Annotated in this window: 19 protein-coding genes; 17 read left to right on the forward strand and 2 right to left on the reverse strand. The window is 44.3% G+C overall.

The window, feature by feature from the left end; all coding sequences use genetic code 11:
• Window positions 1–259 precede the first annotated feature (259 nt).
• From ACT8YW_RS15770 to ccsA, 11 genes are read left to right on the forward strand one after another with little or no spacing between them, the layout of a single operon-like run.
• Window positions 260–1348: an SMP-30/gluconolactonase/LRE family protein gene (locus tag ACT8YW_RS15770; RefSeq protein WP_444106036.1), complete on the forward strand. Its 1089-nt coding sequence runs from the start codon at window positions 260–262 to the stop codon at window positions 1346–1348.
• 51 nt (window positions 1349–1399) lie between these two features.
• Window positions 1400–1771 (forward strand): Lin0368 family putative glycerol transporter subunit, encoded by a 372-nt coding sequence (locus ACT8YW_RS15775; RefSeq protein ID WP_004325051.1) that lies wholly within the window; start codon window positions 1400–1402, stop codon window positions 1769–1771.
• 13 nt (window positions 1772–1784) lie between these two features.
• Window positions 1785–2264, forward strand: coding sequence for a Lin0368 family putative glycerol transporter subunit (locus ACT8YW_RS15780; protein ID WP_004325052.1), 480 nt, complete (start codon window positions 1785–1787; stop codon window positions 2262–2264).
• A gap of 29 nt (window positions 2265–2293) precedes the next feature.
• Window positions 2294–3820 carry a xylulokinase gene (gene xylB, locus ACT8YW_RS15785; protein ID WP_444106039.1) on the forward strand — a complete coding sequence of 509 codons (1527 nt, stop codon included), beginning with the start codon at window positions 2294–2296 and terminating at the stop codon, window positions 3818–3820.
• Window positions 3821–3834: 14 nt separating this feature from the next.
• On the forward strand, window positions 3835–4869 hold the full coding sequence (locus ACT8YW_RS15790) for a zinc-dependent alcohol dehydrogenase (RefSeq protein WP_444106041.1): 1035 nt from the start codon (window positions 3835–3837) through the stop codon (window positions 4867–4869).
• A 42-nt stretch (window positions 4870–4911) separates the two neighbouring features.
• The gene (gene deoC / locus ACT8YW_RS15795) at window positions 4912–5628 is read left to right on the forward strand and encodes a deoxyribose-phosphate aldolase (protein ID WP_009000615.1); all 717 of its coding nucleotides are present in this window, start codon (window positions 4912–4914) and stop codon (window positions 5626–5628) included.
• Window positions 5629–5675: 47 nt separating this feature from the next.
• Window positions 5676–8189: an HzsA-related protein gene (locus ACT8YW_RS15800; RefSeq protein ID WP_444106043.1), complete on the forward strand. Its 2514-nt coding sequence runs from the start codon at window positions 5676–5678 to the stop codon at window positions 8187–8189.
• Complete coding sequence (locus ACT8YW_RS15805) at window positions 8186–9988, forward strand: c-type cytochrome (protein WP_444106045.1); 1803 nt, start codon at window positions 8186–8188, stop codon at window positions 9986–9988. The genes ACT8YW_RS15800 and ACT8YW_RS15805 overlap by 4 nt, the downstream gene beginning before the upstream one ends.
• 16 nt (window positions 9989–10004) lie before the next feature.
• Window positions 10005–10889 carry a beta-propeller domain-containing protein gene (locus ACT8YW_RS15810; RefSeq protein ID WP_074638561.1) on the forward strand — a complete coding sequence of 295 codons (885 nt, stop codon included), beginning with the start codon at window positions 10005–10007 and terminating at the stop codon, window positions 10887–10889.
• A gap of 38 nt (window positions 10890–10927) precedes the next feature.
• On the forward strand, window positions 10928–12058 hold the full coding sequence (locus ACT8YW_RS15815) for a chorismate transformation enzyme, FkbO/Hyg5 family (RefSeq protein ID WP_444106048.1): 1131 nt from the start codon (window positions 10928–10930) through the stop codon (window positions 12056–12058).
• 44 nt (window positions 12059–12102) lie between these two features.
• Window positions 12103–14580: a cytochrome c biogenesis protein CcsA gene (ccsA, locus tag ACT8YW_RS15820; RefSeq protein ID WP_444106050.1), complete on the forward strand. Its 2478-nt coding sequence runs from the start codon at window positions 12103–12105 to the stop codon at window positions 14578–14580.
• A gap of 144 nt (window positions 14581–14724) precedes the next feature.
• Here ccsA and ACT8YW_RS15825 read toward each other — a convergent pair whose 3' ends face one another.
• Window positions 14725–15165: a hypothetical protein gene (locus tag ACT8YW_RS15825; RefSeq protein WP_444106051.1), complete on the reverse strand. Its 441-nt coding sequence runs from the start codon at window positions 15163–15165 to the stop codon at window positions 14725–14727.
• 157 nt (window positions 15166–15322) lie between these two features.
• Here ACT8YW_RS15825 and ACT8YW_RS15830 point away from each other — a divergent pair, with 157 nt between their 5' ends.
• From ACT8YW_RS15830 to ACT8YW_RS15840, 3 genes are all read left to right on the forward strand, one after another.
• The gene (locus ACT8YW_RS15830) at window positions 15323–15715 is read left to right on the forward strand and encodes a DUF5640 domain-containing protein (RefSeq protein ID WP_147340118.1); all 393 of its coding nucleotides are present in this window, start codon (window positions 15323–15325) and stop codon (window positions 15713–15715) included.
• 131 nt (window positions 15716–15846) lie between these two features.
• The gene (locus ACT8YW_RS15835; RefSeq protein WP_444106053.1) at window positions 15847–16101 is read left to right on the forward strand and encodes a DUF4172 domain-containing protein; all 255 of its coding nucleotides are present in this window, start codon (window positions 15847–15849) and stop codon (window positions 16099–16101) included.
• A 139-nt stretch (window positions 16102–16240) separates the two neighbouring features.
• Window positions 16241–16807, forward strand: a complete 567-nt coding sequence (locus ACT8YW_RS15840; RefSeq protein WP_444106055.1) for a 5'-methylthioadenosine/S-adenosylhomocysteine nucleosidase family protein — start codon at window positions 16241–16243, stop codon at window positions 16805–16807.
• Here ACT8YW_RS15840 and ACT8YW_RS15845 read toward each other — a convergent pair.
• Entirely contained in the window at window positions 16777–17136 is a 360-nt protein-coding gene (locus tag ACT8YW_RS15845; RefSeq protein ID WP_004301938.1) for a YbaN family protein, read from the reverse strand. The two genes, ACT8YW_RS15840 and ACT8YW_RS15845, sit on opposite strands and share 31 nt — an antisense overlap.
• Window positions 17137–17265: 129 nt before the next feature.
• On the opposite strand from ACT8YW_RS15845, the gene ACT8YW_RS15850 reads away from it, so the two are divergent.
• Genes ACT8YW_RS15850 through ACT8YW_RS15860 form a run of 3 tightly spaced genes read left to right on the forward strand, consistent with a single transcriptional unit; the run spans window position 17266 to window position 18981 of the window.
• A complete protein-coding gene (locus ACT8YW_RS15850) occupies window positions 17266–17622 on the forward strand; it encodes a 6-pyruvoyl trahydropterin synthase family protein (protein ID WP_009000630.1) in 357 nt (118 codons plus the stop codon).
• Window positions 17623–17642: 20 nt separating this feature from the next.
• The gene (locus tag ACT8YW_RS15855; protein WP_444106058.1) at window positions 17643–18188 is read left to right on the forward strand and encodes a 7-carboxy-7-deazaguanine synthase QueE; all 546 of its coding nucleotides are present in this window, start codon (window positions 17643–17645) and stop codon (window positions 18186–18188) included.
• 52 nt (window positions 18189–18240) lie between these two features.
• Complete coding sequence (locus ACT8YW_RS15860; RefSeq protein ID WP_004301941.1) at window positions 18241–18981, forward strand: (Fe-S)-binding protein; 741 nt, start codon at window positions 18241–18243, stop codon at window positions 18979–18981.
• Window positions 18982–19112: the final 131 nt, after the last annotated feature.

Here is a 19112-nt window from a genome sequence, read left to right on the forward strand (position 1 = left end):
AAGTAAGTTCCGACTGCTTTTATAATATATAGGTATATATGAAAGGGGGGGGCAATCCTTTCATATTTTGTTTTCAGCCTTTCCATATTTTGTTCCTTCTCTCTATTTATAGCTCAAACCGGCTCTTTTAATAGCATTTTGAACAATTTTTGTCCTTTATTGATTTGTCATTTTCCTTCTTTGCTGATAAATACCAGTATGTTTGCGTACCGAACTAACGGACTCATATTATAAACATAAATATTTGTATTATCTAACCATGAAAAAGTATTATTTACTATCTCTTGTGGCAGCTTCTTTGATGGGAGCAACTTGTATTCAATGTACTTCTCCGAAACAAAAAAGTGATGAGAATGCTCTTCCGCAGAAGAGCGAATTGTTTGCAAATTTACCGGATTGTTGTCCGACACCGGACGGAATGGCTATCGCTCCTAATGGAGATTTGATTCTGGCCTGTCCGAATTTTGCAGATATCACACAGCCTGCTTGTCTGATGCGCATCACCAAAAATGGCGAGATTACGAAATGGATGGATGTTCCGGTATTGGAAGAAACTGGCTGGGCTTCTCCGATGGGGATTGCCTTTAATGAAGAGGGTGATCTGTTTATTTGCGACAATCAAGGTTGGAGTGGAGCAGAGAAAGCACAGAATAAAGGACGTGTTCTTCGTCTGAAGTTTGAAAACGACCAATTAAAAGAAACAATCACTGTGGCATCCGGTATGGAGCATCCTAACGGCCTGCGTATCCGCAACGGGAAACTGTACGTCACGCAGAGTTCATTATCGCAGATAAAAGATCCTTCGGGATTGTTGGTCAGCGGGGTATATTGCTTTGATATGAATGACCGTGATGTGGCAGTGACTAATACATTAGAAGATAAAAACCTTATTACCACCGTTATCACAAAGAACCCAGAAGTACAATACGGACTGGATGGAATTGTTTTCAACGAAGCGGGCGACCTCTTTGTTGGAAATTTCGGTGATGGTGCTGTTCACCGCATAAAGATGGATGTGGAAGGGAATGTACTTAGTAATGATGTATGGGCAAAAGATACCACCCAGTTGCGTACCACGGACGGAATGTGTATAGACGATAAAGGTAATATCTGGGTAGCGGATTTCTCGGCGAATGCAGTTGCACGCATTGATAAAGACGGAAAAATTCAGCGTATTACTCAAAGCCCTGACTGCGATGGCAGTGACGGAGGTCTGGATCAGCCGGGCGAACCTATCGTATGGAACGGACAGGTGATTGTATCCTGTTTCGACTTGGTGACTGGACCGGATAAGGTAAACACGAAACATGACAAGCCTTTCACATTGGCTAAGTTGTCTTTGGAATAAATAAATAACCCCGAACTACTATTATAAACCTAAAAACACATTATCAATTATATGAAACAATATCTATCGACCTTTGCCGGCTCTGCTATCTGTGGCGGATTTGCTTTTGGCATTTGGCCGGAACTTTGGAAGACATACGGTCTGATGGGAGGCTGGTTGGCGGCCACACTGATTATCGGCATTATGTGGTATATGAACCATTATCATGGAGCTATTCTGAATCCTCCGGGAAAAATATGGCTGGATCAGGGCTGGTGTATCGGCTCTGCGGGAATTGCCTGGGGAATTGTCCGCTTTCAAGGCGATATCACCAATTTCTTTTATGCAGTACCTACCTTAATCTGTTGTCTGATAGGAGGTGCCTTGGCAGGAATATTAGTATGGAAAATCCGTTCGTGCGATTGTGCCCGGAAGATAAATTAAGGAGGAAATAACAATGAGCGAATGGTTACAGACCTATAATGAATTTTTCGGCATGTATCATGCCGGAATCATCACATCTATTTTCGGAGCTTTTGCCGTCACCTTTACCGTGTTGATGAGTTGGCCTAAATTAGTAAAGGACTTTGGTCCGATAGGTGGATTTATGGCAGCCGCCCTTATTATCGGTACTTTTTGGGTGGTCAATCACAAACTGCCCGGTTTTGGTTTCTCCACCGGGTTGCTGAATGACGCCGACGGTCTGCCGATGCAATTCTGCCTGATTCATCAGGGAAATCGGGGTAGTGCTCCCTGGGTAGATATGGGATGGGCGATTGCAATGGGCTTCATTCTGGCCGACGTACTTTGCGCACCGAAAGGGACACGCGGCGGATTGCTGAAAGAAGCCTTTCCCCGTTGGCTGGTGATTATCCTGGGCGGTATCGTCGGTGGTATTTTCGTCGGACTTACCGGATACACGAATGCGGCACTCTGATCCTATTAATTGAAAAAGAAAAAGAGATTATGTATATATTAGCACATGACTTGGGTACTAGTGGCAACAAAGCAACCTTGTTCGATGAATCGGGACTACTGGTTGCTTCACGTACAGCCGCATACCCTACAGATTACGCTTCCGGCAACCGGGCGGAACAGAATCCGCTCCATTGGTGGAAAGCGATTGTAGATACCACGCAGGCACTTCTTAAACTGGTATCTCCCAATGATATTGCCGGTGTGGCACTTAGCGGACAAATGATGGGTTGTCTTTGTGTGGATAAAAACGGTCACCCGCTTCGTCCTCACATGCTTTATTGCGACCAGCGTTCGCAGAAAGAAGAAACTATTCTTTCCGAAAAGATAGATCCGCTTCATTTCTATGAAATCACGGGACACCGGATCAGCGCTTCCTATTCCATCGAGAAACTGATGTGGGTAAAGAAACACGAACCGGAAATCTTTGCACAGACAGCCAAGATATTGAATGCCAAGGATTATATCAATTTCCGTCTCTGCGGTACTCTAGCCACTGATCCCTCGGATGCTTCGGGTACCAATGCATACGACCTGAACCGTTGGCAATGGAGTGAAGAAATCATAGAAGCTGCCGGACTTGATCTTTCCCTATTCCCGGAAGTCCGTTCATCTATCGACGTGATCGGTGAAGTGACCAACGAAGCTGCCCGTGAAACAGGACTGCTTGCCGGAACACCCGTAATCTGTGGTGGAGGTGATGGTAGTTGTGCCGGAGTAGGCGTCGGCTGTGTGGCTCCGGGTAGCGCATACAACTATCTGGGTTCTTCCTCCTGGGTAGCTCTGACAGTAGAAAAACCGATTGTAGACGAACAACGCCGCACCATGAACTGGGCGCACGTAGTGCCGGGCATGCTGCATCCGTCGGGAACGATGCAGGCGGCAGGCTCTTCCTACAACTGGATGATTAACCAACTCTGCCAGCACGAGCAGGTATTGGCTACTCAACTTGGACGTAGCGTGTTCGAACTGATTGACGAACAGATTCTTTCCTCTCCAATAGGAGCCAATAAACTCCTATTCCTACCTTATATGCTTGGTGAACGTACTCCCCGTTGGAATGTAGACGCCAAAGGAGCATTTATCGGTCTGACGCTGGGACATACACATGGTGATATGCTGCGTGCCGTGATGGAGGGAATTACCCTCAACCTGGGATTTATCGTCAATATTTTCCGCAAACACGTTCCCATCGATCAGGTGACGGTGATCGGAGGATGTGCGCAAAACCCTGTATGGCGCCAGATGATGGCAGACATCTATCAGGCAGAAATCCGTGTACCTAATTATCTGGAAGAGGCTACTTCGATGGGAGCGGCTATTCTGGCAGGTATCGGTGCGGGAGTCTTTAAAGACTTCTCTGTGATAGACCGCTTTGTCCGTATCGAACAGACCGTGCAGCCGATTCAGGAAAACGTGAAGAAGTATGAGGCTTGGATGCCTGTTTTTGATAAAGCTTATCACGCTTTGTGCGATATGTATACTGAAATAGCAAAAACTGAACTAGATTCTATATAAAACCTAATAATCAAATGAAAACAGTAATAGTGCCGGCTCCCGGCAAAATTGAAATACGACAGGTGGAAACTCCTGTAATCAATGCTTATCAGGCATTGGTGAAAACAGAAATGGTTGCTTTGTGTAATGCGACTGACAGTAAACTGATAGCCGGAAAATTCCCCGGAGTGGATACTTATCCATTGGCTTTGGGACATGAGAATGCCGGAATAGTAGTGGCTGTCGGTGAAAAAGTACGTAACTTTAAAGTAGGCGACCGTGCTATTGGTGGTCTTATTTCCGATTTTGGTGCGCAAGGTGTCGATAGCGGCTGGGGTGGTTTCAGCGAATATGTAGTAGTGAATGACTTTGAAGTACTGAAAGAAGAGGGACTGGCTACACCCGAACAGGGATGCTGGGACAGTTTTGAGATTCAGAACACAGTCCCTTCACATGTGCAACCGGAAGAGGCAGTCATCTCTTGTACCTGGCGCGAAGTATTGGGAGCTTTCAAGGATTTCAATCTGACTCCGGGGAAAAAGGTGATCGTAGTAGGCTCCGGTCCTGTAGGATTGAGCTTTGTGAAGTTGGGTAAATTGTTCGGTCTGGGACAGATTGATATTGTCGATATGCTTCCCGCTAAACTGGAAGTAGCTTGCCGGATGGGAGCAGATAACGGATATACACCCGCCGAAATTAGTACTCCGGAATTTATTGCTGCGGCTAATCGCTCTTATGATGCTGTTATTGATGCGGTAGGACTGGATGTAGTCGTAAATTCCGTATTACCATTAGTGAAGATGGGTGGAGATGTTTGTGTCTATGGTGTCATGACTAAGAATCCAACTTTCGACTTGTCGAAAGCTCCTTATAACTTCGACCTGCACATGCATCAATGGCCCACCCGTTCAGAAGAAAAGGCGGCGATGACCACATTGGCGAAATGGATTGAAGAGGGCAGACTTTCTGCATCCGACTTTATCACGCACCGTTTTGCGATAGAAGAAATAGAAGAAGCCTTTGCTGCCGTGAAACGGGGTGAAGTATTGAAATGCGTATTGACTTTTTAAGAAACAACATATTAATAATAACTTGTTAAACGACTCAAAATAATGGAAAAGAAGAATATAAACGAAGTGATTGCAGAATTATCAGTAGAACAGTTGGCAGGTATGATCGACCATACATTCCTGAAACCTTTCGGTGATGCATCGCCTATTGAGAAACTTTGTGCGGAAGCCCGTCAGTATCAGTTTGCGATGGTAGCCATCAATCCTGCGGAAGTAGAAACTTGTGTGAAGTTGCTTGAAGGATCGGGAGTGCGTGTAGGAGCCGCTATCGGTTTTCCATTGGGACAGAACACAGTAGAGTGCAAAGCATTTGAAACCCGTGATGCCATTGCTAAAGGTGCTACTGAAATAGATACAGTCATCAATGTTCGTGCTTTACAGAAAGGACAGACTGAAATCGTAAAGAAAGAGATTGAAGACATGGTTTCTATCTGCAAACCTGCCGGTGTGATCTGTAAGGTCATTCTTGAAACTTGCTATCTGACGGATGAAGAGAAAGAAACCGTATGTCGTATAGCTAAAGAAGCCGGAGTGGATTTTGTGAAAACCTCTACCGGATTCGGTACGGCAGGAGCAACAGTGCATGATGTAGCATTGATGCGTCGTGTGGTAGGACCTACTATCGGAGTGAAAGCGGCAGGTGGTATTCGTGATCTGGATTCTGCGTTGGCATTGATTCAGGCGGGCGCTACCCGTATTGGTACATCAAGCGGTATTCAGATTGTAGAATCCTATAAGGAGCTGAAGAAAGGTTTGTAATCGTTCTTTTTTCAGGAAGGTAAATTTAAGGTAAATAAGAAGATAAAATGATAAGATCGAAATTAATGAAGCTGTTGAAGTGTGGGATGGCATGCTGTGTGTTCCTCTCCATCGTAGCATGGCAGACGAAAGACACTTCCCTTCAGCCTACCGACGCGAAAGGTTTTATCGTCGAGATTCAGAAGAAATACGCGGAAATTCAGGCGATAAGACAGAATGGTAATCAGGAAGAAACAGAAAACAAGATAAAAGCCGTGCACCGGAGATTGACGCGTGCCTATCCGGTCTATTACGACTGGTGGCTACAGGATGGAACAACGGGTGATGTAGACTGGTTTGGCAAGAGTTTCAATGAGGAACTTTCCGTGCGTTTACAGAAACTGAACATCAAAGCTCCCGTGACTAATACTCCGGAAAGCATCGAATCGGTTTTCCTGTCTTATCTGAAAGCGTGCGAACAAAGACGTATCAAGCGTTTGGAAGCCTTCACAGCAGATAAACCGGAGATTGTTTTTACAAAGTACAGAACGTTGCGTCCCTCTTTCTTTGCTTATACCGAAGGGGTGTCGGATGCCCGTGCTGAATGCAACTACATTGCGGGCGGTGCGTTGGCGAAATTGAAGATGAATGGAATTTGGGCGGAAGTAGAAACCATGCTGACAGATGAAGAAGGAGTAGTGCGTGATCCGAATCTTCATTTTGATGGTCAGCATCTGCTTTTCTCCTGGAAGAAATCCCGCAAGGAAGACGACTTCCATTTGTATGAAATGGATTTAAAGACACGGGAAATCAAGCAGCTGACTTTCGGAAAAGGACATGCCGACATTGAAGGTATTTACTTGCCGGATGACAATATCCTGTTCAACTCTACCCGTTGCGGAAGTACGGTAGACTGTTGGTTTACCGAAGTCAGCAATATGTATCTCTGCGACAGGGAGGGGCGTTATATGCGTCAGGTTGGTTTCGACCAGGTGCATACGGTAACACCGACTTTGTTGGATGACGGTCGGGTGGTCTATACTCGTTGGGATTACAATGACCGTGGCCAGGTATGGGCACAGCCCTTGTTCCAGATGAATCCCGATGGAACAGGACAGGCTGAATATTACGGAATGAACAGTTGGTTCCCGACAACGGTAGCACAGATTCGCCAGATTCCCGGCACTCGTAAGTTGATGGGAGTTTTCATGGGACATCATACTCCTCAACATGGTAAATTGGGTATTATAGATCCTGAAGCCGGACGCGATGAGAATGAAGGTGTTATGTTCGTAGCTCCGGTTCACAAACCGGAACCAGAACGTATTGACGGTTACGGAAAGTTTACCGATCAGTTTCAGCATCCTTTCCCGTTGAGCGAGACTGAATATTTGGTTTCCTATACTCCGTTGGGTTATTACGTCGGACATCCGATGGAATTTGGCGTTTATTGGATGAATGCGGACGGAGAACGTGAATTACTCGTGTCCGATGCGCGTATATCCTGCAACCAGCCTGTGTTGGTCGCTCCCCGTAAACGTCCGTTCCGCCGTTCATCTTCGGTAGATTATACAAAGAATGAAGGCGTATATTATATGCAGAATATCTACGAGGGCAATGGATTGAAAGGTGTGAAACCGGGAACTATCAAACAGTTGCGTGTGGTGGAAATCCAGTTTCGTGCAGCAGGTGTAGGTGAAGTGAACGGTAATGATAAAGGTGGAGGAGCTATCATGAGTTCTCCGGTAGGAGTGGGCAATGCTGCCTGGGATGTGAAGAGAGTGTTGGGAGTGACGGAAGTATATCCTGACGGTTCCGCATTCTTTAAAGTTCCTGCACGCAGACCGCTTTATTTCCAGGCATTGGACGAAAACGGGCGTGTGGTGCAGACTATGCGTAGTTGGTCTACTTTGCAGCCGAACGAAGTGCAGAGTTGTGTAGGATGCCACGAACATAAGAACACGGTTCCCGTAGCAGGGCACCCGGTATCCATGGCAATGAACAAAGGTGTCAAGGCATTGGCTCCGGAAGATGAGATGGGCGAACGCAATTTCAGTTACCTGAAAGAAATCCAACCTATCTGGGACAAGCATTGTATCTCTTGTCATGATGGAGTGAAGCAACCAATGAGCCTGAAAGGCGAATTGAAAGTAATGGATAAACGAAGCAAAAGAAAATATACGGATTCGTATCTGAACCTGACCCATGCCACCCAGAAAAAAGAAGAGGGATCATGGAGAGGTAACGCACACCATCCGGAAGTAAACTGGATCAGTGCTTTGTCCGAACCTACGTTGTTGCCACCTTATTTTGCAGGCTCCAACACGAGTAATCTGATTAAACGTCTGGAAAGCGGACATGGAGGTACTAAACTGACTCCGCAGGAAATACGAAAAGTAGCTCTTTGGATTGACTTGCTTGTACCTTTTATCGGAGACTACCGCGAAGCGAACAACTGGTCGCAAAAGGATCTCGACTTCTACAACTATTATGATAAGAAGCGGGAAGCAGCCCGTGCGGAAGATCACGAGAATATTCGTCAATACATTCAATCCCTTCAAACTAAACAAGAGAAAAAATGAAAAAGAAGATATTGATACCTGTTGGTATGGCTGCTCTGTTTCTTTGTGCGTCTTGGCAAGAAGCGGAAACGACGGTTTCGCCGGACCGTTTGTTTTTGGCAGACAACGGGAAATCCTTGTTTGTAACAAACAGGGCAGGTTGTGAACTCATCAAGATGTCGTCCGACGGACAGAAAATGGAAAAGAAAGTATCTTTCTCGTCTCCTGTCAATGCCATGACGCAAGATGCGAATGGCAAACTTTGGGTGGTATGCGACGGAAACTACGGTACGATGTACGAATTGGACGGGAAGAAACTTTCGGTGCAATCTAAAACAAAAAGCGGAGCTACTCCTTCAGACATTCTGTATAATCCGTTGTCAAAGTCTCTTTGGGTGACGCAACGATTCAACAACGAACTTTGGGAGATTGACCCGGCAACCCGTAAGGTGAAAACTAAAATCGCTGTCGGCCGTGAGCCTGTGTCGATGGCTGCCTTTGCGAGTGATTCCTGCCTGTTGATTGTTAATAATCTGCCGGAAATGCCTTCTACGGCTTATCCGATTGCGGTACAGCTTGATATGGTCGATGTACTTTCGAAAAAGGTTTCGGGACGTATCATGTTGCCGAACGGCTCTACGGATGTGAAGTCGGTAGCAGTGGACAAGAATCATACTTTTGCGTATGTCACTCATTTAATCTCCCGTTATCAGTTGCCTACCAATCAGTTGGATAGAGGATGGATGGCTACCAATACATTGTCTATCATTGACTTGAAGGCAAAAAAGTGGCTGACTTCCGTCATCTTGGATACTCCGCAGAAAGGAGCGGCTAATCCGTGGTCGGTCATTGTTACTCCGGATGATAAACAAATCATTGTAGCGGCTGCCGGCAGTCAGGAATTGGTGCGCATCGATCGTATTGCTTTGCACGAACGTCTTGCCAAGGCGAAACAGGGAGAAATGGTGACTCCTTCTATGAAAGCATGGGGTAATATACCCAATGACGCGGGATTCTTGTATGGCATCCGTGATTTCATTCCTACACAGGGAAAAGGTCCGCGTTCGGTGGTTGCCACGGGAGGTAAAATTTATACAGCCAATTATTATACATCGGAACTGGTGTCTATGGATTTGAACGGCAAGAACGTGCAGAAGCAGGTTTTGGGTGCTCCGTTGGCTTTCACTAAAGTAGGTAAAGGCGATATGTATTTCCATGATGCGACCATTTGTTTCCAAAATTGGCAAAGCTGTGCAACCTGCCATCCGAATGATGCACGCATGGACGGGCTTAACTGGGATTTGCTGAATGACGGTATGGGTAATCCGAAGAATACGAAAACTCTCTTGTTTTCGCATCAGACTCCGCCTTGTATGGCGACTGGTATTCGTAAAAATGCCGAAGTTGCCGTTCGTTCGGGAGTGAAATATATCCTGTTTATGGAGGGAAATGATGAGATCTACGAATCTATCAACGAATATCTGAAATCTCTGAAGCCTCTGCCAAGCCCTTATCTTGAGAATGGTAAACTTTCTGCGAAAGCGAAAAGAGGAAAGAAGATATTTGAAGAAAACTGCGCGAGTTGCCATTCCGGAGAATACTATACGGATCAGAAGCAATATAAAGTGGATTGGACTACCGGACCTGATAAAGGACTGGCTATGGACGTTCCTGCTCTGAACGAATGTTGGCGTACGGCTCCTTATTTGTATGACGGTCGTAGCTATTCGATGAAAGATATGTTAAAGGTACACGGACCTCATAAGCCTGTTTCTGATAAAGAACTGGAAGAGTTGGAGGAATATGTATTGTCTTTGTAATTTTGAATGATTAGTTATGACAAGAATATATAGTGCGATTTTGATATTTCTGTTCTCTGCACCCCTGTTGGCACAGACCCGGACGTTTGCAGGAACAGATTATTCACAGGGAATCGTCTTTGTGATGGAAAACAATCAGATTGTATGGCAGCACAAAGCTCCCGATTCTAATGATTTATGGGTATTGCCTAATGGCAATATCCTTTTCACCACTGGGCATGGGGTACTCGAAATGACCCGTCAGAATGATACAATCTTCCATTACGAGTCTAAAAGTCCGGTCTTTGCCTGTCAGCGGTTGAAGAACGGCAATACGTTTGTGGGTGAATGTACCACGGGGCGTATGCTGGAAATCTCTCCTAAAGGTAAGATTGTGAAAGAAGTCTGCATCCTGCCGGAGGGAGTGAAAGAGAAAGGTTTTGCATTTATGCGTAATGCACGTCGCTTGGATAACGGGCATTTTCTGGTAGCACATTACGGACCGCAATGTGTGACGGAATATGACACGAACGGCAAAGAGGTGTGGAAACTGGATGTTCCCGGCGGACCGCATTCTCTGACTCGTCTGCCCAATGGGCATACGTTGATTGCCGTAGCAGATAAAGACCAGAATCCGAGAATTATCGAAGTAACGGCAGACGGAAAGACTGTTTGGGAATTATCGAATGCGGATATCCCTGGAAAACCGTTGAAGTTTTTGGGAGGTTTTCAGTATTTTTCTGACGGACGCATCCTGATAACGAACTGGACGGGACATGTGAATCCAAAAGAAAAGGTACACATGTTGTTGGTAGACCGTCAAAAGAAAGTGCTTTATTCTTTGGAGAATACTCCGGGATTGAAGACGATGTCATCTGTCTATAGCATGGACGTTCCGGCAGGTGTTGCTTCCTATCATTAAAAAGTATATATCATCAGAAAAACATTGAAATTTGCAGTATGAAGTATCATCGAATCACATGTAATTTGTATAAAACGACAGGAAACAGTTGGGAACAGATGGCGGAGGAATTACTTTCATCCGCTGTCCGCGAAGAGAGGGTGCTCCGTCTTGTACTCTTTACACGCTGTACGGATAATCAGGAATACAAGTTTCAGCGTTCCTTTCTGGAACAATGGGTGGAGCGGCATTTCGTTTCTCCCCGTCCGGTTGTTTCGCTGGTGGCTCAAAAGCCTTTGGTAGCAGACTTGGTATTGGAGGTACATTCGTTGGTGGAAATTACGGATGAGGCAGTCACCATAGAGGAACAAATCACTTCTTCCTCTGTCCGCTACCTGCGGATCATGACTCCTCACTATCGGGAAATAATAGTAGGGGGACTTTACGCAGACGATTGGAATCTTCCTGTTCGCGAACAATCGGAACAGGCTTTCAGAAAGGCAGAAGAGATCTTAAAGACGGAGCAGATGAATTTCGGCGACATTGTCCGTCAGTGGAATTATCTGGAAAATATCACGGATATTGCACATGGCAATCAGTGTTATCAGGATTTCAATGATGTGCGTACCCTGTTCTATGCTTCTTCGGAGTGGGAATCAGGTTATCCGGCGGCAACGGGGATTGGCACACAGCATGGCGGCGTTCTGATTGATTTCAATGCTGTCAGTGGAGAAGTGGATATTGCTCCTTTAGATAACGACTGGCAACGGGCTGCTCATGTCTATTCGGATGAGGTATTGATTAGCCATCGGGCAGATAGGAAGAAAGGAACACCTAAATTTGAAAGAGGAAAGTCACTGTCCGACCGTCGGCAGGAGGTGATTTATATTTCCGGCACAGCTGCTATCCGTGGCGAGGAAAGTGTAACGACCGGAGATGTTCTCTCTCAAACGGAAATCACTCTTGAAAATATCCAGCATTTGATTGGCTTGGAAGAGGGTAGGGAGAAACTACCGGAACATTCCGGTAAGTTGGGACTTCTTCGTGTATATCTCAAGAATGAAGAGGATGCGTCAGCTGTGAAAGCAGACTTGGATAAACTCTGTCCGGACATTCCTATCGTATATCTTTATGCAGATGTATGCAGAGAGGAATTGCTGGTAGAAATTGAAGGAATTGCTTATCTATAAAAGCCTCATTTATAAAAGCATTGTTTATTATAAAAGAAAAACAGATGAAATTGATTCGACTGATCGCTTCACCGGTATTGATGTACATATTAGCGGGACTTTATGCCCTGATATTGGCGGTAGCCACTTTAGTGGAAAACTCTTATGGTCCTGTCGTTGCCCGTGAATCTTTTTATTATGCCCCCTGGTTTATACTGTTGCAGTTGTTGCAGGCAGCTAATTTATTGGCTATGTTCCTTCAGGGAAGCTATTTTAAGAGAATTAGTAAAGGCAGTCTGATTTTTCATGGAGCTTTTCTTTTTATCTGGTTGGGGGCTGCTGTTACTCACTATGTAGGAGTGACGGGTATCATGCATATCCGTGAAGGGGAAACGGCAAATAGCATGATGAAAGAGGAAGGAACAGGGATGGAAAATGCTTCCCTGCCTTTCTCTGTAATTCTGGAAGATTTCCGGTTGCAGCGCTATCCGGGTTCTCATAGCCCGATGTCTTATGAAAGTGACCTAGTGATTAAGAGAGAAAATGAATCTCCTTTACAGGCAACCATACGAATGAATAAAGTGATTGATGTGGATGGTTACCGTCTGTTTCAGTCTTCATTCGATTCCGACGAACAAGGCACTGTGCTATCAGTGAGCTATGACCGTCCCGGTATGCAGCTTACATATACGGGATATTTCCTTTTATTGGTAGGTTTTGTCTTGACATTGTTCAGTAAGAAATCCCGTTTCGGGCGGTTGCGTAAAGAATTGGGAGAAATGAAAAAGAATACCCCTTTCTGCTTATTGCTCTTTCTGGCTTTATCCGGTATCTCCAATATGCAGGCATTGTCTGCACAACAACCGGTTGCCTCTTCACAACAATCTCTCCTCGTTTCGCAATTACCTTGTGTTTCTTCCTCACATGCCGAAAAGTTTGGCAGTCTGGTAGTGCTTAACCCTAACGGACGCCTCGAACCCGTCAACAGTTATACATCTGCCATTTTACGCAAATTGTATGGAGCCGATAAACTGAATGGCATCAATTCAGATCAATTCTTTTTGAATCTACTTTCTTTTCCCGATGAATGGGGAGCTTTTCCTTTTATCAAAGTTGATAATAAAGAACTTTTTCAACGCTTCGGCAGAGATGGCAAATACATTGCCTGGCAAGATGTGTTTGATGCAGACGGTAACTATATCCTGACGAATGAACTGAACACAATTTACGCTAAACCGGCTGCGGAGCGAAAACGTTTGGACTCGGATTTATTAAAACTGGACGAATCAGTAAACATCATATATCGCATCATGCAACACCAACTGTTACCGCTTTTCCCGGATGGAAATGATTTGCAGGGAAAATGGTATTCACCGGGTGATGACTTGAGCGCTTTTCATGGGAAAGATTCTCTATTTGTAACTAAAATCATGGACTGGTATATCTATGAGCTAGGAAATGGAGTTCGTTCCAACAACTGGAAGGAAGCAGACAAGGTAGTTGAAATGATGAATGTCTACCAACAAGCAAAAGCTAAAGTCCCCGCTATTGACAACCGGAAAGTGAAAGCCGAACTTCTCTATAATCAATTGGATTTATTTTTCTGGTGTCGTCTGGCTTACTTGATTTTGGGTGGTATCCTACTTTTCATTGCCTGCGGAGAGATTATTGCGGACTTTAAATGGGGAAGAAAAATTAGCAGTATTCTGATTGCTCTTCTGGCAATCGCTTTTCTCACACATACGGGAGGTGTCTTGTTACGTTGGTATATTTGCGGACATGCCCCTTGGGCAAATGCTTACGAGTCGATGATATGTACTTCCTGGATGCTGGTAGGTAGCGGACTCCTGTTTGCCCGCCGATTCCGTATTCTTCCCGCATTGGCAGGACTATTGGGAGGAATCATGCTTTTTGTAGCAGGACTGAACCACCTGAACCCGGAAATCACCCCTTTGGTTCCGGTACTCCAGTCTTATTGGCTGATGTCTCACGTCGCTATTATTATGATCGGTTATGTCTTTTTTGCTCTTTGTGCGCTGACAGGGTTGTTTAATCTTGTATTGATGAGTTTACTTTCCGCCACCAACCGGGTGAAACTCTTGTTCCGTATCCGTGAACTGACACTGCTGAATGAAATGGCAATGATTCTCGGTCTGTTCTTTATGACTGCCGGAACATTTCTTGGAGCTATCTGGGCAAATGTCTCTTGGGGTAGATATTGGGGATGGGACCCTAAAGAAACCTGGGCATTGATTTCAATCGTAGTCTATGCATTGGTGCTTCATATCCGCTTTATTCCTCTCCTGAAAGGAAAGACCACCTGGTGTTTTAATCTGCTTTCCGTTGTTGCCGTCCTTTCGGTTATAATGACTTGGTTTGGGGTGAACTACTATTTGAGCGGTCTGCATTCTTATGGAAAAACCGAAGGAGGAGATTTTTTGTTGTGGATATGGGGATTGGGCGTATGCCTCGTACTTGTTTTAGCGTTGTTTGCCCGCAGACGTTTAAAGAAACTCTCTGCCACATTTTCGTCTTTCTTTTAAGTATTATACGGGGAGAAACAAAAATGTGGCAGATCATATAATCAATGACTTATCTCTGAAAATAGCCGAAAATAAGAGAAGTTTACAGGAAACATATACGGAGTTTCTGCTTTTTTCAGAAGGAAAGCTGCATTTTATTGCCAATTATTTGAACTTCAGTATTTTGATTGTTCTATTGTCGTGTTTCCATCCTTTCCCTATTTCTGCTTGTTGGTAGACACAACAAAGCAGATTGGTGGACGTGTATAGTCGTTTCACTTGTTCCTTCTTATATAAATTTGCTATTAGAAACGAATCAGGTTTTCCATTCGCATCCAGATAGGGGAGATATGAATTTTCTCCGATAACTTCCTGCAACAAAGTACGTTCATCGGCATTGGAGGTTTGTGCTAGTTGAGTTTTCCATCCGTTGAAGATATGGGAAGCGCCTTGTATCCAACTATCAATCTCATTGGTTGACATACATTCCAGATCCGGGTGGATGGAAGCAATATGTGTCACGGTATTTACTCCCCCTCGGAATCGTCCGATGATTTGAATGGCTTCGGTCGGTAGTAGGATCGATAACCGATTGGGTTGCGCCATGCAAATCACTGATGAGAATCACATGTGGCGGGTTTTACATATGATATCCACCGCGGAGTAGAAACATAATCTTCTAATATTTGATATTATATTGATATAATCCGTACCTTTGCGCAGTAAACACAGACAAAATTTACAAACTAAATAATTATATGAAATGAAAAAGATTTTATTTTTGATGATTTTGTTTTTCCCTATCGTATTGAGTAGTTGTTCGTCCGATGATGATGATTGGATTGATTTGAATTCGGAAGATATTGTAGGAACCTGGTCAACAGGTATAGAGGGTACTCATAAATACATTAAGTTTGAGAGTGATGGAACTGGATATTACGCGCTTCTTAGCGGGGCTACCTTTGTGTCTAACTATTTGTTCACCTATCAAATTTCAGGTGATAAAATTAATATCCAAATAACTTATTCTGATGATGGAAATAAGCTTAAAGGACAGAAGCGAGTGTGGGAGTGCTTATTTTCAAAAGATATATTAAAGATAAAAGATGGCTCATTGGAAAATGGCACATATAAAAGACTGGGATATGATGAGTAATTAAATCACTGCATTTTATAGATAATCGTATGTTATGCGGTTAAAATTGGGAAATAAGCCGCAAAATCTGCGGCTTATTTCCCAATTTTAACCGCAACTTTGTCTATAACTCCAATTAAATAGCTATTTTTGTGGAAAGAACCAATGATCTGTTTATTCATGAAATAGAAAATTGGACGTCGTTCAGATGGAATGCTGCTTGTTTGTCCGAGCTATCGGCTCCGACAAACAAAGCTATCGGATATCTTTCTGTGTCATCTTCAGAAATAGAGGGAATCATATTAAATACTGCGGAAGTACGTTCTTCCGTCGCACGGAAATTAGGTGTAGCTGTACCTGATACAAAAGAACCGACACATTGTATTGACGGATTCCACTATATATAGAGGACAAAAGACAATAGAAGAAAGAATATCTTCATTGGACAAAATACGTTTTGAACAAAATGAAATGTCGATTGAAGATATTGTATATAAGTATTTTGCATATCTCATTGAATAATTATTTTATGAAATAAAGAAACCCATGTTGAAAATATTAGTAACCTACGCCGTCCAAGGCGAATTTGTAGAGATTAAATGGCCGGATGTAGAACCTTATTACATTCGTACAGGTATTGGAAAAGTAAAATCAGCTTTTCATCTGGCAGAAGCAATCCGCCAGGTACAACCGGACTTAGTACTCAATATCGGAAGTGCCGGAACAGTCAACCATCAAGTAGGAGATATCTTTGTCTGCCGCAAGTTCGTAGACCGTGATATGCAGAAAATGAAAGAGTTCGGATTGGAGTGTGAGATTGATTCATCGGCCTTGCTCGAAGAAAAAGGTTATTGCGAGCACTGGACAGAAGAAGGAATCTGTAACACGGGAGATGGCTTTCTTACAGAATTGACTCACGTTAGCGGAGATGTCGTAGACATGGAAGCCTATGCACAGGCATTCGTTTGCCGTTCAAAAGAAATTCCGTTTATTTCCGTGAAATATGTGACTGACATTATTGGTCATAACTCCGTGAAACATTGGGAAGATAAACTTGCCGATGCACGACAGGGACTATCGCATTACTTTAATGTCTTGAAAGAAAGAATATGATAAGTGACCCCTGCGGCAATCAGTCCCAGGAGAATCTTTACCCATATCAAAGGAATCAGGAAGAAAATGCAGTAAAGCATAGTTCCCCACATCAACACGAGCGAGATTACTTTGGCTCGGAGAGGGATCGCCTTGTTTTCGCGGTAATTGCGGATATAAGGACCGAAGTGCCGATGATTGAGCAGCCAGTTATATAATCGGGGGGACCCTTTGAAATAAAGGGCGGCGGTGAGTAACAGAAAAGGGGTAGTAGGCAGTAGCGGCAGAAAGATGCCGAGAATGCCGAGTGCAAGAGAGATACTACCTAAAACAATATACAGAGTTTTCATGCGGCAAAGATAGTGCAAAAAAAGGGAAAAAATAACACTCTTTGCTGGATGAAAACTCTATTTTGTATTACCTTTGCCGTTGCATCGAGGTGACATTAGATGCGTGTAACTATTAAAATACATACACCCATGTTTACAGTAATCAAACGCATGGAGATCTCGGCTTCTCATAAGCTGGTACTCCCGTATCGCAGTAAATGCGCCAGTTTACACGGTCACAACTGGATTATCACCGTCTATTGCCGTTCCATGCGGCTCAACTCCGAAGGAATGGTGGTAGATTTCACCCGTATCAAAGAAGTGGTCATGGAAAAACTCGACCATCAAAATCTGAATGAAGTACTTCCGTTCAATCCCACAGCAGAGAATATCGCCCGGTGGGTGTGCAAACAGCTTCCTCAATGCTATAAGGTAGAGGTGCAGGAATCGGAAGGAAACATAGTCATCTATGAGAAAGATTCCGCCAGCGCAGAGGGACAAGAGTAGCAAATTAAACAAGTATGACGATGAGAAAGATTAATGAAATCTTTTACAGTTTGCAGGGCGAAGGTTACCACACCGGAACTCCGGCCATCTTCGTGCGTTTCTCCGGCTGCAACCTGAAATGTGACTTTTGCGACACACAACACGAAGAAGGAACAATGATGACTGATGAAGAAATTATCACCAAAGTGAAAAAATATCCTGCCGTTACCGTTGTCCTCACAGGTGGCGAACCTTCCTTATGGATAGACGACCAATTGATCGACCTTTTGCACCAAGCTGGTAAATATGTGACCATCGAAACCAACGGTACACACCCCTTACCGGCATCTATCGACTGGGTGACCTGCTCACCCAAACAAGGGGCAAAACTGGCAATCGACCGGATGGATGAAGTGAAAGTTGTCTATGAAGGACAAGATATAAGTATTTTTGAACTACTTCCTGCCGAACATTTTTTCCTCCAGCCTTGTTCTTGTAATAACACTGCTTTGACAGTGGACTGTGTAATGCGACATCCCAAATGGAGACTCAGCCTGCAAACACACAAATTAATCGACATTCGTTGAGCAAAATGGACGGGTGATACGGAAGAATCTTAAATTATTACATAATATAGTTATGAAAGTAGGTTTGTTTATTCCTTGTTATATCAATGCCATATATCCCAATGTGGGAGTGGCATCGTATAAACTGTTGAAAAGTTTGGGAGTAGACGTCGATTATCCGTTGGATCAAACCTGTTGCGGACAACCGATGGCAAATGCCGGTTTTGAAGATGAATCGATGAAGTTGGCGCTCCGTTTTGGCGATTTATTCCGGGAGTACGATTACATAGTCGGTCCTTCCGCCAGTTGTGTGGCTTTTGTGAAAGAGAATCATCCGGGCATCTTAGAGAAAGAAGGACATGTTTGTCAGACTGCGGGAAAGATTTGTGATATTTGTGAATTTATTCACGATGTATTGAAACCTTCCAAGATTCCTGCACGCTTTCCTCATAAGGTCAGCATCCATAATAGCTGTCATGGGGTGCGCGAACTGTTTATTTCCGCTCCCTCCGAGATGAATATTCCTTATTACAATAAATTGCGTGATTTGCTCGATCTGGTTGAAGGAATCGAAGTTTTCGAACCCAGCCATATTGACGAGTGTTGCGGCTTTGGCGGAATGTTTGCCGTGGAAGAGCAGGCAGTCTCCGTCTGCATGGGGCGTGATAAGGTGAAAGACCACATGGCCACCGGAGCCGAATATATTGTCGGAGCGGACAGTTCCTGCCTGATGCACATGCAAGGTGTTATCAAACGGGAGCATCTGCCTATTCAGATTATCCATATTGTAGAAATTCTAGCGTCGCAATCATGAGTACAAAACATTCAAAGGCTGCCGAGAAGTTCTTGCAGGACAGCAAGATGGCAGCATGGCATAATGAAACCCTTTGGATGGTCCGTGCCAAAAGGGACAAGATGAGCAAGGAAGTTCCCGAATGGGAAGAG

The sequence above is a fragment of the Bacteroides sp. genome (assembly GCF_052357945.1).
In the GTDB taxonomy this organism is placed as follows: domain Bacteria; phylum Bacteroidota; class Bacteroidia; order Bacteroidales; family Bacteroidaceae; genus Bacteroides.